This window comes from Streptomyces albidochromogenes, assembly GCF_005981925.1.
Classification (GTDB): domain Bacteria; phylum Actinomycetota; class Actinomycetes; order Streptomycetales; family Streptomycetaceae; genus Streptomyces; species Streptomyces albidochromogenes.
Genome location: NZ_VBVX01000149.1, coordinates 1 through 16,295, shown reverse-complemented (window position 1 = coordinate 16,295; position 16,295 = coordinate 1). Strand labels below are relative to the sequence as shown.

General features: G+C 73.1%; 11 protein-coding genes. 6 read left to right on the top strand and 5 right to left on the bottom strand.

Annotated elements, in window-relative coordinates; genetic code table 11:
• Positions 1-51: 51 nt before the first annotated feature.
• On the bottom strand, positions 52-1,863 hold the full coding sequence (locus E2E34_RS19710) for an ABC transporter ATP-binding protein (protein ID WP_138903236.1): 1,812 nt from the start codon (positions 1,861-1,863) through the stop codon (positions 52-54).
• A gap of 108 nt (positions 1,864-1,971) precedes the next feature.
• On the opposite strand from E2E34_RS19710, the gene E2E34_RS19705 reads away from it, so the two are divergent.
• The 4 genes from E2E34_RS19705 to E2E34_RS19690 all read left to right on the top strand — a co-directional run bounded on the left by E2E34_RS19705 (position 1,972) and on the right by E2E34_RS19690 (position 7,012).
• Positions 1,972-2,424: a MarR family winged helix-turn-helix transcriptional regulator gene (locus E2E34_RS19705; protein WP_138903235.1), complete on the top strand. Its 453-nt coding sequence runs from the start codon at positions 1,972-1,974 to the stop codon at positions 2,422-2,424.
• A 15-nt stretch (positions 2,425-2,439) separates the two neighbouring features.
• Positions 2,440-5,370 (top strand): FAD-binding and (Fe-S)-binding domain-containing protein, encoded by a 2,931-nt coding sequence (locus E2E34_RS19700; RefSeq protein ID WP_138903234.1) that lies wholly within the window; start codon positions 2,440-2,442, stop codon positions 5,368-5,370.
• Between the two features lie 86 nt (positions 5,371-5,456).
• Positions 5,457-6,536, top strand: coding sequence for an NAD(P)H-dependent amine dehydrogenase family protein (locus E2E34_RS19695; protein ID WP_138903233.1), 1,080 nt, complete (start codon positions 5,457-5,459; stop codon positions 6,534-6,536).
• Positions 6,533-7,012, top strand: coding sequence for a carboxymuconolactone decarboxylase family protein (locus tag E2E34_RS19690; protein ID WP_138903232.1), 480 nt, complete (start codon positions 6,533-6,535; stop codon positions 7,010-7,012). Before E2E34_RS19695 ends, E2E34_RS19690 begins: the two co-directional genes overlap by 4 nt.
• A 49-nt stretch (positions 7,013-7,061) precedes the next feature.
• Here the strand turns inward: E2E34_RS19690 and E2E34_RS19685 are convergent, their stop codons facing one another.
• Together E2E34_RS19685 and E2E34_RS19680 are read right to left on the bottom strand one after the other, a co-directional pair.
• Positions 7,062-8,702, bottom strand: a complete 1,641-nt coding sequence (locus E2E34_RS19685) for a GMC oxidoreductase (RefSeq protein WP_138903231.1) — start codon at positions 8,700-8,702, stop codon at positions 7,062-7,064.
• A 62-nt stretch (positions 8,703-8,764) separates the two neighbouring features.
• Positions 8,765-10,426 (bottom strand): peptide-N4-asparagine amidase, encoded by a 1,662-nt coding sequence (locus E2E34_RS19680; RefSeq protein ID WP_425573358.1) that lies wholly within the window; start codon positions 10,424-10,426, stop codon positions 8,765-8,767.
• A 155-nt stretch (positions 10,427-10,581) separates the two neighbouring features.
• On the opposite strand from E2E34_RS19680, the gene E2E34_RS19675 reads away from it, so the two are divergent.
• Entirely contained in the window at positions 10,582-12,480 is a 1,899-nt protein-coding gene (locus tag E2E34_RS19675) for an ABC transporter transmembrane domain-containing protein (protein ID WP_138903230.1), read from the top strand.
• A complete protein-coding gene (locus E2E34_RS19670; RefSeq protein ID WP_138903229.1) occupies positions 12,477-14,258 on the top strand; it encodes an ABC transporter ATP-binding protein in 1,782 nt (593 codons plus the stop codon). The genes E2E34_RS19675 and E2E34_RS19670 overlap by 4 nt, the downstream gene beginning before the upstream one ends.
• Positions 14,259-14,350: 92 nt before the next feature.
• Here E2E34_RS19670 and E2E34_RS19665 read toward each other — a convergent pair whose 3' ends face one another.
• Together E2E34_RS19665 and E2E34_RS19660 are read right to left on the bottom strand one after the other, a co-directional pair.
• Positions 14,351-15,847 (bottom strand): SulP family inorganic anion transporter, encoded by a 1,497-nt coding sequence (locus tag E2E34_RS19665; protein WP_208765280.1) that lies wholly within the window; start codon positions 15,845-15,847, stop codon positions 14,351-14,353.
• Positions 15,848-15,864: 17 nt separating this feature from the next.
• Complete coding sequence (locus tag E2E34_RS19660; protein ID WP_138903228.1) at positions 15,865-16,056, bottom strand: hypothetical protein; 192 nt, start codon at positions 16,054-16,056, stop codon at positions 15,865-15,867.
• Between the last annotated feature and the right edge of the window lie 239 nt (positions 16,057-16,295).

Genomic DNA, 16,295 nt, shown 5'->3' with positions numbered 1-16,295 from the left:
CCCCGCCCCCCCGGGAGGGGCGGCGTTGCCGTGTCCGCGACGAGGTGACGCTCAGGTCGCGGCGGACGACAGCCGCTCGTCCCTGCGCACGAGCGCCGCGTACCGGCCCTCCCGGGCGAGCAGCTCCTCGTGCGTGCCGCGCTCGACGGTTCTTCCGCCGTCGAGGACGACGATCTGGCCGGCGTCCCTGACCGTGGAGAGCCGGTGCGCGATGGTGATGGTCGTACGGCCCGCCGAGAGCGCGTCGATGGCCTGCTGCACGGCGTGCTCGGTACGGGTGTCGAGCGCGCTCGTCGCCTCGTCGAGGATGAGGACGGGCGGGTCGCGCAGGATGGTGCGGGCGATCGCCAGGCGCTGCTTCTCGCCGCCGGAGAAGCGGTACCCCCGCTCGCCGACCAGGGTGTCGTACCCGTCGGGGAGTGAGGCGATGTGGTCGTGGATCTGGGCCGCCTCGGCGGCGGCGCGCAGTTCCTCGTCGGTCGCGTCCGGCTTCGCGAAGCGCAGGTTCTCGGCGACGGAGGCGTGGAAGAGGTACGTCTCCTGGGAGACCACGCCGACCGCGCGGGCCAGCGTGTCGAAGTCCAGGTCGCGCACGTCCACGCCGTCGAGGGTGACGTGGCCGGCCGTCACGTCGTACAGCCGGGGCACCAGATAGCTGAGGGTGCTCTTGCCGGAGCCGGTGGGGCCGACGATCGCCAGGCTGCCGCCCGCCGGGACCGTGACGTCGATGCCGGTGAGCGTGGGCCCGTTCTTCTCGTCGTACGCGAAGTGGACGTCGTCGAAGCGCACTTCGCCGCGGATCTTCTCCAGCCGGACCGGCTTCTCGGGTTCGGTGATGTCCACCGGCAGGTCGAGGTACTCGAAGATCCGCTGGAAGAGGGCGAGCGAGGTCTGCATCTGCACACCGGTCGACAGGAGGCTCACGGCCGGCCGGAAGAGGCCCTGCTGGAGCGAGACGAAGGCGACGAGCGTACCCAGGGAGACGGCCGTCCCGCCCGTGCTCATGGTCAGGCCGGCGGCCCAGTAGATGACGGCCGGCATGGCGGCCATGACGATGCCGATCGTGGACATGCGCCAGCGCCCGGCCATGTTGGAGCGCACTTCGAGGTCCACCAGGCGCTCGGACTCGTCGGCGAAGGACCTGGTCAGGGAGTCGGCGCGGCCCATGGTGCGGCCGAGGAGGATGCCGCTGACCGACAGCGACTCGGTGACGGTGGCGGCCATCGAGGCCATCTGCTTCTGGCGCTGGGTGGTGATCTTCTTGCGCTCGCGGCCGACCCGGCGGCTGATCCACACGAAGACCGGCAGCAGGAGAAGGGACACGACGGTCAGCCGCCAGTCGAGGGCCAGCATGGCGACGACGGTGGCCACCACGGAGGTGAGGTTCGAGACCAGCGAGGTGGCGGTGGAGGTGACCGTCGCCTGCATGCCGCCGATGTCGTTGGCGATCCGGGACTGCACCTCACCGGTGCGGGTCCGGGTGAAGAAGGCGAGCGGCATGCGCTGGAGCCGGCCGTACACGGCGGTGCGCAGGTCGTGCATGACGCGCTGGCCGACCGTGGTGGAGATCAGGGTCTGGAGCACGCCGAAGACGCTCGTCACCACGGCGGTCAGGATCATGCCGAGGGCGAGCAGGCTCAGCAGCCCCGTGCGGCCCTGCGGAATGGCGGTGTCGAGGATCTCCCTGAGCATGAACGGGGAGGCGACGGCGACCAGGGAGGAGGCCGCGACGAGCAGGCCGACCACGGCCAGCCGGCCCCGGTAGGGCCGGAAGAGCCGGAGGATGCGGCGCACCTGCGCGGGCTCCTCCGGCTGGGCGGGATCGCGGGCCGGTGGTGTCCACGTGGGCCGATCGGGGTGCATGGGCTCCTTCGCGGGGGTGAGACGACGGTTCTGCGAGCCTAGCCGATTGTTACCTGTGCTCACAATGACACTGTTCACAATGAGTGCGGTCCTGATATTGTTCCCGCTATGAGCACCTCAGACGCCGACGGCCTGCTCGCCGAGCAGCTCCTGCGGCTGACGCGCCGGCTTCACCGGATCCAGCGTCAGCAGATGGAGCCGATCGGCATCACACCCGCCCAGTCGCGCCTGCTGCGCACCGTCTCGCACTACGACCTGCACGACCGGCCGCCGCGAATGGCGGACCTCGCCCAGCGCCTGGACGTGGTCCCCCGCGCCGTGACCACCCTGGTCGACGGCCTGGAGGCGAGCGGCCGGGTGCGCCGCGTGCCGGATCCCACGAACCGGCGCGTCATCAGGATCGAGCTCACCGACACCGGACGCGCGACGCTCCGCGCGCTGCGCAGCGCGCGCCGTGACGCCGCGGAGGACATCCTGGCCCCATTGACCGCCGAGCAGCGCGAGGTGCTCGGGGGCCTGCTGTCCGCTCTGGTCGACGGAATGCCGGAGCGCCGCTGCTGAACCGAGGGGGACCGGATGCCTCTGCTGGAGCCCGAGCCGGGATCGCCGCGCCCCGCGGCCCCGCCGCCACCGGCGCCCGACCGAGTGCCGGACGCGCTGGCCGGCGGCACGCCGGAGCCGCTGCGCGGCGAGCTGACCGCGCTCCTCGGTGCGGACAAGGTGCTGTGGAAGGTCTCCGACCTCGTGCGGTACGCGTCGGACGCCAGCCCGTACCGCTTCGTCCCGCGGGTCGTCGTGGTGGCCGAGGACGTCGACGACGTCTCGGCGGTCCTCGCGTACGCCCGGGCCGAGGGCCGCGAGGTCGTCTTCCGGGCGGCGGGCACCTCGCTCAACGGCCAGGCGCAGGGCGAGGACATTCTCGTCGACGTGCGCCGGCACTGGGCGGGCGTCGAGGTGCTGGACGGCGGCGCCCGCGCCCGGATCCGGCCGGGCACCACGGTCGTACGGGCCAATGCCGCCCTCGCCCGGCACGGCCGCGTCCTCGGCCCCGACCCGGCGAGCGCCATCGCCTGCACGGTCGGCGGCGTCGTCGCGAACAACGCGTCCGGCATGACGGCGGGCACCACCCGCAACTCCTACCGCACCCTGGCCTCCCTCACCTTCGTCCTGCCGAGCGGCACGGTCGTCGACACGGCGGACCCGGCGGCGGACGAGAAGCTGGCCCGCGCGGAGCCCGGTCTGTGCGCGGGGCTCATGGCGATCAAGGCGGAGATCGAGGCGGACGCGGAACTCACCGCCCGGGTCCGCGCGAAGTACGCGATCAAGAACACCAACGGTTACCGGCTCGACGCGTTCCTCGACGGATCGACGCCCGTGGCGGTCCTGCGCGGCCTGATGGTCGGCTCCGAGGGCACCCTCGGTTTCCTCTCCGAGGTCGTCTTCGACACCGTGCCCCTCGACCGCTTGCTCTCCACGGCGCTGCTCTTCTTCCCCACGCTGTCCGCCGCTGCCGCCGCCGTTCCCCGCTTCAACGACGCGGGGGCCGCAGCGGTCGAGCTGATGGACGGCAACACGCTGCGCGCCTCGGTGAGTGTCGACGGCGTCCCGGCGGACTGGGCTCGGCTGCCGCAAAAGACGGCGGCGCTGCTGGTGGAGTTCCGGGCACCCGACGAGGCGGCTCTGGAGCGGTACGAACGGGCGGCGGCCGAGGTGATGACCGGGCTCCGGCTCGTCGCACCGGTCGCGTCGGTGACCAACCGGTTCACCCGGGACGCCCGGACGATCGCGGGGTACTGGAAGGCCCGCAAGGCGTTCGTCACGGCGGTGGGCGGCGCCCGTCCCGCCGGGACGACCCTGATCACCGAGGACTTCGCCGTTCCCCCCGCGCGGCTCGCCGAGGCGTGCGAGGCGCTGCTGGAGCTCCAGCGCGCGCACGGGTTCGACGCGGCCGTGGCCGGTCACGCGGCGCACGGCAACCTGCACTTCCTGCTGGCCTTCGACGCCGGCGACCCCGCGGACGTCGCGCGCTACGCCGCCTTCATGGACGCGTTCTGCCGGCTCACGGTCGGGCGTTTCGACGGGTCGCTCAAGGCCGAGCACGCCACCGGGCGCAACATCGCGCCCTTCCTGGAGCTGGAGTGGGGCCCGAGGGCGACGGAACTGATGTGGCGTACGAAGCGGCTCGTCGACCCCGGCGGCGTGCTGGCCCCGCGCGTCGTCCTGGACCGCGACCCGCAGGCGCACCTGCGGGGCCTCAAGACCATTCCCGGGATCGAGGCGGTCGCCGACCCGTGCATCGAGTGCGGCTTCTGCGAACCGACGTGCCCGAGCTCCGACCTGACGACCACTCCGCGCCAGCGCATCGTGCTGCGCCGGGAGATGATGCGCCAGGCCGCCGGTTCCGCGGTCCAAGGGGGGCTGCTCGCCGCGTACGGGTACGACGCGGTCGACACGTGCGCCGGGGACTCGACGTGCGCGCTCGCCTGTCCCGTGGGCATCGACACCGGCGCGCTGATGAAGGACTTCAGGCACCGCCGGCACTCGCCGCGCGAGGAGCGGATCGCCGCGCTGACGGCCGAGCACTTCGGGGCGGTCGAGGCGGCGGCGCGCCTCGCGGTGGCCGCGGCGGACCGGGCCGGCGACCGGCTGGCCCGGGCGGTCACGGGCCTCGCCCGCGGGGCCGTACGTCCCGGCCTGGTGCCGCGGTGGCTGCCGGAGATCCCCGGCGCGGCCGCCAGGCCGCTCCCCCGCACCGCGCGCGCCGGGGCGCACGCCGTCTACTACCCGGCCTGCGTCAACCGCGTCTTCGGTGAGCCGGAGCGCCACCGGGGGCCGGCCCTGCCGCAAGCGGTCGTCGACGTGTCGGAGCGGGCCGGGAGGCCCGTGTGGATCCCCGCCGATGTCGCGGGCACCTGCTGCGCGACGATCTGGCACTCGAAGGGGTACGAGGCGGCCAACACCGTCATGGCGAACCGCGTCGTCGAGGCCGCCTGGGGCTGGACGGCGGGCGGCACGCTGCCGCTGGTCGTCGACGCGTCCTCCTGCGCACTGGGCCTCGCACGCGAGGTGGTGCCGTACCTCACCGACGCGAACCGGGAGTTGCACGGCGAGCTGACCGTGGTCGACTCGGTCGTCTGGGCCGCCGACGAGCTGCTCCCCCGCCTCCGGGTTCTGCGCCGGGCCGGTTCCGCCGTCCTGCATCCGACCTGCTCGATGCGGCACCTGGGCGACGAGGCGGCGCTGACCGCCGTCGCCGAGGCGTGCGCCGAGGAGGTCGTCGTACCGGACGACGTGCGGTGCTGCGCGTTCGCCGGCGACCGGGGCATGCTGCACCCGGAGCTGACCGAATCGGCCACGGCGCGCGAGGGCGCGGAGGTCCGGGCGCGCGAGTACGACGTGTACCTCTCGGCGAACCGGATGTGCGAGGTGGGCATGGAGCATGCCACGGGGCGCGGCTACCGGTCCGCGCTGCTGGAGCTGGAGCGCGCGACCCGCCCGGCGAACTGACGGCACATCAGATTCTTTCGGGCGGGCGGAAGTTGGTGCGGGCGCACCTCTGGGAAGTGACAGGCCCGGGCGCTACCCTCCGCCGCATGATTTCCACGGTTGTCTGGGGAACCGGCAACGTCGGCCGTGCGGCCGTCCGCGCCGTCGACGCCCATCCGGACCTGCGTCTGTCGGCCGTCGTGGTGCACGACCCGGCGAAGGTTGGCCGCGACGCGGGCGAGCTGTGCGGGCTCGACCGCGAGCTGGGGGTCGCGGCGACCGACGACGTCGCCGCGGTGCTGGCCGCCGGCCCCCGCGCCGTGGTGTACGCGGCGTCCGGCGACATCCGCCCCGACGACGCGCTCGCCGACATCGTCAGGGCGGTCCGGGCCGGCGCGGTGGTCGTCACCCCCTCGCTGTACGCGCTGTACGACCAGCGCAACGCCCCGCCCGAGCTGCGCGAGCCGGTGCTGGCCGCCGTGGCGGAGGGCGGCGGCTCGCTGTTCGTCTCCGGGGTCGATCCGGGCTGGGGCAACGACGTACTGCCCCTGCTGATCAGCGGACTGGCCACCACGGTGGACGTGATCCGCTGCCAGGAGATCTTCGACTACTCCACGTACGACCAGCCGGACTCCGTCCGGTACCTGGTCGGCATGGGTCAGCCGATGGACTACGAGCCGCTGATGCTCGCACCGACGGTCCCGACGATGGTGTGGGGCGGTCAGATACGGCTGATGGCGAGGGCCCTGGGCGTCGAACTCGACGACATCCGCGAGACGCTGGACCGCCGCCCGCTCGACACCACGGTGACCACCCGGACCATGGGCGAGTTCGAGGCGGGCACCCAGGGCGCGGTGCGTTTCGAGGTGCGGGGCATCGTCGCGGGCGAACCGCGCATCGTCATCGAGCACGTCACCCGTATCCACCCGTCCTGCGCCCCGGACTGGCCCACCCCGCCCGACGGCGCCGGGGCCCACCGGGTCGTCATTGAGGGCCGCCCGCGCATCGAGGTCACGGTCGAGGCCACCGACGAGGGCGCGAACCGGTCGGCGGGCGGGAACGCCACCGCCGTGGGCCGCCTGGTGGGCGCGGTCGACTGGCTCGTACAGGCGAAGCCGGGGCTCTACGACGCGCTGGACGTCCCCCTGCGCCCGGCGGTCGGCAAGCTCGGAAGGAGCCAACGATGAACATCGACATCCCCGAGGGCAGGAACGCCATCGAGTACGTGTGGGGCGAGATGGTCCCGGGTATCGGGGTCGCCGCCTCCGCGTTCTCCCTGGCGGTGTACGCCCACACCACCCTGGGCCTGCGGGAGTTCGAGGCCGCGCGGCTGCGCGTCGCGCAGATCAACGGGTGCTCGTTCTGCCTCGACTGGCGGACCGAACGGGACGGGCGGAAGGTCGAGGAGGAGTTCGCCGAGGCGGTGTCCCAGTGGCGTACGACCGACGCGTTCGACGACCGGACCCGCCTGGCCGCCGAGTACGCCGAGCGGTACGCCCTGGACCACCACGGCCTCGACGACGCGTTCTGGACGCGGATGGCGGCGCACTACAGCCAGACCCAGATCGTGGAGCTGACCATGAGCATCGGTTCCTGGCTGGCGTTCGGCCGGCTCAACCGCGTGCTGGGGCTCGACACCGTATGCGTGCTGCCGGGGCACTGACCGGGGCCGGGGCCGGCCGGTGGTCCCGGCCGGCCCCGGCGTCCGGCCGCTACAGGTCGGTGGCGATGATCCTTTCGATGTTCCGTTCGGCGAGCGCCGTGATGGTCACGAACGGGTTGACGCTGGCGTTGCCGGGGATCAGCGAGCCGTCGATGACGTACAGGCCGGGGTGGCCGTGCAGGCGGCCGTAGTTGTCGGTCGCCCGGTCCAGCACCACGCCGCCGAGCGGGTGGTACGTGAGGTGGTCGCCCCAGATCTTCGAGCCGCCGAAGAAGTCGCTCCGGTAGATCGTCCCCTCCTTGGCGTTGATCTTGTCGAAGATGGTCCTGGCGGCGTCGATGGACGGCTGCTTCCAGGCGGTCTGCCAGCTCAGGTCCGTCCTGCCGGCCGCGGCGTTCCAGGAGAACTCGGCGCGGTGCGGGTTCTTCGTGATCGACAGGTAGAGCGAGGCGTAGGTCTCGATCCCGGTGGGCAGCGGCGCCACCTCGGCGAACGCCCCGCCGGCCGCCCAGTTGTCGATCCCGGCCGTGGGCATGGACGACTGGACCTTGCCCGTCGCGTCCCACATGTGGTTGGCGCGGCCGCACATGACGTTGCCGTTGTCGCCCCAGCCCTTGCCGATCTCGTTGTTCAGACGGGGCAGCGCACCGGTGGCCTTCAGCCTGGTCAGCAGCTTGCTGGTGCCGACGCTGCCGGCCGCGAAGAACACCTTGTCCGCGGTGACGGTCTTGGTGGCCGTGATGTCGCCGGCGGTGTTGATCTGCTCGATGACGACCGTGTAGCCGCCGCCGGTCGCCGGTGCGACGGAAGTGACCCGGTGCAGCGGGGAGACGGCGACCTTGCCGGTCGCCCTGGCCCGCGCGAGGTAGGTCTTCTGAAGCGACTTCTTTCCGTAGTTGTTGCCGTAGAGGACCTCGCCGTCCAGTGCCGACTTCGGCACGGCTCCGGCCGCCTCCTGCTTCATGTAGTCCCAGTCGTACACGTTGGGCACGAAGACGAAGGGGAAGCCGGAACGCTGGGCGTGCTTGCGGCCGACCCTGGCGTACTGGTAGCAGGCGGCGCTCTCCCACCAGGCCGGGTCGACGTCGGTGACGCCGAGGCCGGCGTTGGCGCGCGGGTAGTAGACGTCGTACATCTCTGCGGCGTTCACCGAGGGGAGGACGCCGCCGAAGTTCTCGCGTCTGGGCGTGACCGCCATGCCGCCGTTGACGAGGGAGCCGCCGCCGACGCCTCGGCCCTGGTAGACGGTGATGCCGCTGAACTCCTCGGCGTCCAGGATCCCGGTGTGGCGGGGGATGTCCTTGTCGAGCGGGAAGCCGAGGAAGTTGCTGAGGGGCTGTTTGGTCCTGGTGCGGAGCCAGAACGAACGGTGGTCGGGTTTGGTGGTGTTGGCGAAGATCTTGCCGTCCGTGCCCGGGGTGTCCCAGGACATCCCCATCTCGATCATGTGCACGTCGACGCCCGCCTGGGCGAGCCTGAGGGCGGCGACGGAGCCGCCGTACCCGGTGCCGACCACCAGGACCGGGACGCGGGCGCCGGGGGCGATCGCGGCGGTGGGCGCGGCGGCGGGCGCGGCGGCGGCGGCGCGGCCCCCGAGGGCGGCGACTCCTAGAATAGAACCGGTTCCAGTGATGAACCCTCGGCGCGAGACACCCCTGGAACTCGCGTCCGACGTGGAGTTGTTACTCATGTGACGTTCCTCACTCAGAGGCGAACGGAAACAGGTTCTACTGCTGCCAGCATGCGAAGTCACTACATACCTGCAGGTAATTTCCGGCCGCAGCGCAGCCGGTCCCGCGTCACTGTCCCCTGCGCGGTCTCGACGGTGCGGTCGTGGCAGCCCGCCGTCCCGTACAACCGGTAGCGCTCACTCGACGTGCCGACCGCGTGCCGCTGGTCGCGCGGCACGTTCGTGGTGTACGTCGCGTCCCCCTCGTACGCGTCGTCGAGGCGCGACCAGGACAGCCGCTTCCCGGCCCGCTCCACGGCGGTGTCGGCGCGATCGCCGAGGGCGAGCACGGTGCGCAGCCGGTCGCCGGCGCCGAGCGTCGTCGTGCCGTCCATGGTGTACGCACGGTGGGCGCGCACGGCGGTGGCCGGACCCCGCCCGTCGGTGGTGACGCGCTCGCGGTCCGTCCAGGTGGCCTTGAGCGCGTCGAGGTTCTCGCCGTCGGTCCAGCGGTGCACGGAGGTGTGGGCGAGCGTGCGGTCGACGGTGGTGACGACGCGGCCGTGCGAGGTGTTGAGACGGCCCGAGACGGTGAGCCGGTGGCCGCCCCGGGTGTCGACGCGGTGCTCGGAACCGGGCGTGTACGTGGACGCGTTGGCCGGGACACCGTTGTGGTGCCGGGTCAGCGCGCCCGTGACGACCTCGCTCCCCCGGTCCTGCCACACGAGCACGTTCACGGGCGTGCTCCAGCCGGCCTGCCCCTCGGGCACCCCGAGGACGGAGACCTCCACGCGGTGCGGGCGGCCGTCGTTGAGCAGGCCCGCGAAGGGCGTCAGGTCGTACTGGACGGGCTTCACGTCGAGGGCCCGGGGGCCGGGGATCACGTACCAGAGGAAGGGGTTGGACCAGCCGCCCGTCCAGACGGTGGGGAACGGCGCGGCGATGCCCGCGAGCTGCCCGTCGACCGTGATCTGCACCTCGCGGTACGGGCCGTCCGGCGTCCGGCAGGAGTACGGCGCCCCGTCGGGTACGGACAGGTACCAGTACTCCTCGCAGCCGCCGCCCGAGCCCGTCGCGTACACCTCGGCGACGACGCGCTCGGAGTTGCGCGGGGTGGTGAGCCACTCGCCGTCGAGCGTGAGGACGCGGTCGGGGGTGTCGGCCGGCCGGGTGCGGCCCTCGGCGGCGTAGAACGTCAGCGTCGCCTCGACGTCGATGACACCGGTGTAGGTCTCGTTGACCACGTTCCCGATCAGCATCTCGACGGGCTGGGCGCCGCGCAGGGTCTCGCTGTAACGGGTGACGTCCTTCTCCACGGACCAGGTGATGCCGTCGGGCGAGGGCTGCGGGGTGGAGGTGCGCAGTATCTCCACCCCGCCGATGCGCAGGTGGCCGAGCCGGTCGTACTGCCGCCCGGCCACCTTGCCCTCAAGGCGCAGGACCACCTTGCTCCAGCGGTCGCCGCAGCCCTTCGGCGGCGTGTACGCGCCCTTGTAGGGCGTGAAGTCGCGGAACTGGGCGTGGGCGACCTTCACCTCGCAGGACCGGGTGCCGGGGGCCGTGACGGGCGGGGCGGCGGTGACGGGGTCGTGCCAGTCGCTGCCGAACTCCGGGGGCGGCTCGGCGGCGGGCGTCCCGGTCCGGTGGGTCGCCGGGGCCGCCGCGCCGGCCCGACCGGCCCCCGTCACCGGTAAGGCGGCCAGGACCAGTGCGAGGAGCATGCCCATGACGTGTGGTCGTCTCATGCGTCAGGAGTGAAGCCGGGGGCGGCCGCATACGCCACCGGAATGTGCGATCTTGGCGCGTTCTGTGCCCCGTAGCCCGTAAATCGATTGCCACGGCTGGTGGAAAAAAGCGAACCTTGCACGGTTTCAGCCAGTACACCGAACCGTGGGACGTCATGCAGATTCGCGATCTTCCGTATCCCGATCCGGGCATCCCCGACGTCCGGTCAGGGCCCCGATTCCTCTACTGGCTCGGGCGCAACCAGCTGGGCGGGCAACTGAAGTCGCTCTCCTGGGGGCTGCTCCACCAGTGCGGCGTCGCCGGCCTGCCGCTGGGCGTGGGTCTCGCCGTACAGGCCGTGGTCGACGGATCCGGCCGGTCGCTGGCGCTGGCCGCCGGGCTGATCGCCCTGCTGGGTGCGGCCGTGGCCCTCGGGGACACCATGCTGCACCGGACCGCCGTCACCAACTGGATCACCGCCGCCGCGCGCGTGCAGCAGCTGCTGGCCCGCAAGACGGCGGAGCTGGGCTCGGCGCTCACGCGCAGGGTCGCGGCGGGCGAGGTCGTCGCGGTCTCCACCGGAGACGTCGAGAAGATCGGCTGGTTCGTCGAGGCGCTGTCGCGCTTCGCGGCGGCGGCCCTGACCCTCGTCGTGGTGTGCGTGGGGCTGCTGGTCTACCAGCCCGCCCTCGGCATCGTCGTGGCGATCGGGGTGCCCGTGCTGGCCCTGGCCGTACTGCCGTTGCTGCCGAAGGCGACCCGGCGTGCCGACGCCCAGCGCGAGCTGGCCGGCAAGGCCACCGAGCTGGCCTCCGACACCGTCGCGGGTCTGCGCGTCCTGCGCGGCATCGGCGGCGAGGAGCTGTTCCTCGGCCGCTACCGCGACGCCTCGCAGCAGGTCCGCAGGGCCGCCGTGCGCAGCGCCCGCATGTGGGCGCTGATCTCGGCCGTCCAGGTCCTGCTGCCGGGCCTGCTGCTGATCACGGTCGTGGTGTACGGCGCGAAGCTCACCCTCGACGGCCGCGTCGCTGTCGGCGAACTGGTCACCGTGTACAGCGCGGTGACACTGCTGCTGTATCCCCTGCGGCACTTCGAGGAGATCGCCATGGCGTACTCCTTCTCGCGTCCCTCGGCCCAGCGCGCGGCGCGGGTGCTGTCGCTGGAGCGCACGGCGCCCGCTCCGGGTGACGAGGCACCGGCACCGGCACCGGCCCACGCGCCGGGCGAGCCGCCGTCCGGTGACCTGTACGACCCGGCCACCGGGCTGCTCGCGCCGGCGGGCCTGTTCACCGCCGTGGTGTGCGGCGACCCCGACCTGGCGGGCCGGCTCGCGGAGCGCCTCGGCGGCCACGCCACCTCGGACACCTCCGTGCCGGGCACGGCCACCGACGCCGATGCCGACGCCGACGGCTGGACGCCGCCTTCCGCGCTGCTCGGCGGGGTGGCGCTCGACGACCTGCCGCTGATGACCGCGCGGGGCGCCGTCCTGGTCCAGGACAAGGACCCGGTGCTGCTCTCCGGCACGCTCGCCGAGCTGCTCGACGTACCGGCGTCGGGGCAGGTGTCGGCGGCGGACGCGCTGGACGCGGCGCAGTGCGAGGACGTGCTGGCGGCGCTCGCGCAGACGTCCGCCGACCGCGTGGACGACCCGATGCGCACCCGGATCACGGAGCGCGGGCGCTCGCTCTCCGGCGGCCAGCGCCAGCGCCTCGCGCTGGCCCGCTCGCTGGTGACCGACCCGGAGGTGCTCGTCCTGGACGAGCCGACCTCCGCCGTCGACTCGCACACCGAGGCGCGGGTCGCGGCGGGCGTGAAGCGGCTGCGTACCGGACGCACGACCGTCGTCTTCGCCTCGTCGCCGCTGGTGCTCGACCAGGCCGACCGGGTGGTGCTCGTCCACGAGGGCGAGGCCGCCGCGGCCGGCCCGCACCGCGAACTGCTGCACACCGACCCGCGCTACCGCGCGGTCGTCACCCGCGAGACAGACGCCGAGGGCGCCGAGGACGCCGCGAAAGCCGCGGTCCCCGGGGCCGTGCGACACGGCGTACGGGAAGAAATCGAGGAATCGGCATGATCGGCGTGGCACCACCGTCCTACGATCCGGCGGCACCGGAGTCGGCGACGACCCTGCCCGTCGCCGGCCCCGCCACCGTACGGACCTACGTGCGCGAGCTGATGAGCCGGCACCGCCGGGCGTTCGCCGTGCTCGTGTCGTTCAACGCCGTCGCCGTCATCGCCTCGATGGCCGGGCCCTACCTGCTCGGCTCGCTCGTCGCGGACCTCGCGGACGGGGCGCGCGAGCTGCACCTGGAGCGCACGGCGGCGGTCTTCGCGCTCGCCCTGCTCGTCCAGACCCTCTTCACCCACCGAATGCGGCTGCGGGCCGCGATGCTCGGCGAGGAGATGCTGGCCGACCTGCGCGAGGACTTCCTCGTACGGTCGGTCGGCCTGCCGCCGGGCGTGCTGGAGCGGGCGGGCACCGGCGACCTCCTGTCGCGCATCACCACCGACATCGACCGGCTGGCGAACGCGATGCGCGAGGCCGTGCCGCAGCTCGCCATCGGCGTGGTGTGGGCGGGGCTGCTGATCGGCGGCCTCACCGTCACCGCGCCGCCGCTGGCGCTTGCCGTCCTGGTGGCCGTTCCGGTGCTGGTCACCGGGTGCCGCTGGTACTTCAAGCGGGCGCCGTCGGCGTACCGCTCGGAGTCGGCGGGCTACGCGGCGGTCGCCGCGATGCTCGCGGAGACCGTCGACGCCGGGCGGACCGTCGAGGCGCACCGCCTGGGCGGGCGCCGGGTGGCCCTCTCGGAGCAGCGCGTCAGGGAGTGGACCGCGTGGGAGCGGTACACGCTGTGGCTGCGGTCGGTGCTCTTTCCCGTCATCAGCGTCACGCACATCACCATCCTGTGCTCGGTGGTGCTGATCGGCGGTGCCTTCGTGCTGGAGGGCTGGATCGACGTCGGCCAGCTGACGACCGGCGCGTTGCTGGCGCAGATGCTCGTCGACCCGGTCAACCTCATCCTGCGCTGGTACGACGAACTCCAGGTGGCGCAGGTGTCGCTGGCCCGGCTCGTCGGCGTACGGGAGATCGAGCCGGACGCCGGCGACCGACTGCTCGCCCCGGACGGGCGTGCGGTGCGCGCGGACGCGGTGCACTTCGGCTACCGGGAGGGCGTCGACGTCCTGCACCGGGTGACGCTGGACGTCGCACCGGGGACGCGGATGGCCCTGGTCGGCCCCTCGGGCGCCGGGAAGTCCACGCTGGGCCGGCTGCTGGCGGGGATCTACGCGCCGCGCACGGGCGAAGTATCGCTGGGCGGAGCGGAGTTGTCCCGGATGCCGGCCGAGCGGGTGCGCGAGCATGTGGCGCTGGTCAACCAGGAGCACCACGTCTTCGTGGGCTCGCTGCGCGACAACCTCCTGCTGGCCCGTACGGGCGCGGACGACGCGGAGCTGTGGGCGGCGCTCGGCGCGGTCGACGCGGACGGCTGGGCGCGGGCGCTGGACGGCGGCCTGGACACCGGCGTCGGGTCGGGCGGCCAGGTGCTCACCCCGGCGCAGGCCCAGCAGATCGCGCTGGCCCGTCTGATGCTCGCCGATCCGCACACGCTGGTACTGGACGAGGCGACCTCGCTTCTGGACCCGCGTGCGGCGCGCCATCTGGAGCGGTCGCTGGCCCGGGTCCTCGACGGCCGTACGGTCGTGGCGATCGCCCACCGGCTGCACACGGCGCACGACGCGGACGTGATCGCGGTGGTCGAGGAGGGCCGGATCAGCGAACTCGGCAGCCACGACAAGCTCGTGGCGGCGGACGGGGCGTACGCGGCGCTCTGGCGCTCCTGGCACGGCTAGCCCGGGGCTGCGGGGGCACTGCGGTACGCGGTAGCCCCGCAGGAGGCTCACGTGCCTCCTGCGGGGCTACCGGTGCGACGGACGGGCGCGGGTCAGGCCGCCACCCGCACGGGCTTGACGCCCGTCTCGTTGTGCCGGTCGGTCCAGTTCCGCAGGGCCGCTCCGCACGCGTGGTCCATGTGGCGCAGGCCCGTCAGGTCGAGTTCGATCGGACGGTCGCGGGGCAGCGCCTCCAGAGCGTCGAGGAGCTTGGGCAGGCGCAGGAAGGTGGCGTTGCCCAGGACGCGCACGCGCACCGGAGCCGACTCGTGCGCGTCCGCTTCGGCGGGGGCGACCTCCACGTGGACGTGGGAGGTCTCCCAGGCGGTCTTGGCGACCGCCAGCAGCAGACCGATCAGCACCCCTTCGAACATGTTGGTCACCACGATCGCGAGCGCCGTGGCCATCAGCACCACTGCCTCGCCGCGGTGTTCGCGCCACAGCGGAGCCAGCTCCCCGACCGGGATCAGCTTGCCGCCCGCGTGCACCAGCACACCGGCCAGTGCCGCCACGGGGATCACGCCCAGCGCCGCCGGGAACAGCACGGCGAAGACGAGCAGCCACACCCCGTGCAGCACGCGGGACGCCTTCGTGCGGGCCCCCGCCCCGACGTTGGCGGCGCTGCGTACGATCACCGCCGTCATCGGCAGCGCGCCGAGCATCCCGCACACCGCGTTGCCCGCGCCCTGGGCGACGAGCTCCTTGTCGTAATCGGTCCTCGGCCCGTCGTGCAGGCGGTCCACCGCGGCCGCGCTGAACAGGCTCTCGGCCGACGCGATCAGGGTGAAGGCGATGACCGTGCCCAGCAGGCCGACCTCGGCCAGCCGTCCGAAGTCGGCGCCGCCCGGCGGCTGTACGGCGTCGAGCAGGCCCCGCACCTCGACCCGGGCGACCGGCGGGTCGAGAACCACCGCGGCCAGGGTCGCCAGCGCCACCGCCGCCAGCGGGGCGGGCAGCAGGCGCGCCGCCGCCGGGATCCTCGGCCACAGCACCAGCACCGCCACCGTGCCGGCCCCGATGCCGAGCGCGGCCAGAGCCGGTCCCGACGCGAGGGTGCCGGCCGCCAGGCCCGGCAGTCCGGCGATCTTGTCGAGCCCGCCGGCCGGTGCCTCGGCGTCGACCAGCGCGTACAGCTGGCCCGCGATGAGCACCAGGCCGATGCCCGCGAGCATGCCCTGGACGACCGCGATCGAGATCGCCCGGAACCAGCGGCCCAGCCGCAGGGCACCCATGGCGAGCTGCAGCAGTCCGGCGCCCAGCACGATCACGCCGAGCGCGCCGAGACCGTACGCCCGCACGGCCTCGTACACGAGCACCGTCAGACCGGCCGCCGGGCCGCTGACCTGAAGGCTGCTGCCGGGCAGCAGCCCGGTGAGGAGGCCGCCGACGATGCCGGTGACCAGGCCGAGTTCGGCGGGTACGCCGGAGGCCACGGCCACGCCCACGCACAGCGGCACCGCCACCAGGAAGACGACGAGCGAGGCGGTGAAGTCGGCGCGGAGGTCGCCGGAGCCGCGTCGCCCGAGGAGTTTCGCCACGGTCCTGGTCACCGGGTTCACGCCGGCGCTCACAGCGGGAGGAGGGGGTCGGCGGCGGCCCGGCGGGCGAGGACCCGGCCGGTGTCCACGGCGTGGAGCCGGCCGTGCGGCCCCGGGTGTCCGGCGGCCGTCCGCCTGGCCGCGCGCGGGTGGGCGCGGTGCTCGTCGTGCGCGGCTGTGCGTTCGCCCGGCGAGCGGGCATGGTCGATGAGGGGCTGCATGGGGGGATCGCCTCCAGGAGCGAGGGCAGGGCCGTGACGACATATCGGTGCGGAGTACGGGAATTGGGCCCGTTCCGCTCAGCGCGTACGGATCTTCGGTCCGTACGGCGGTGTCAGCAGCGGAAGACCCGGAGGGCGACCGGGAGGTCCCCGGATCTGGACGGCGCGTGGCTGTGCGGCGCGCCTCCGTCGGTCGCTACGGCGTGCCGCGACGGTTCCCCGGGTGAGGCCTGTCTCTT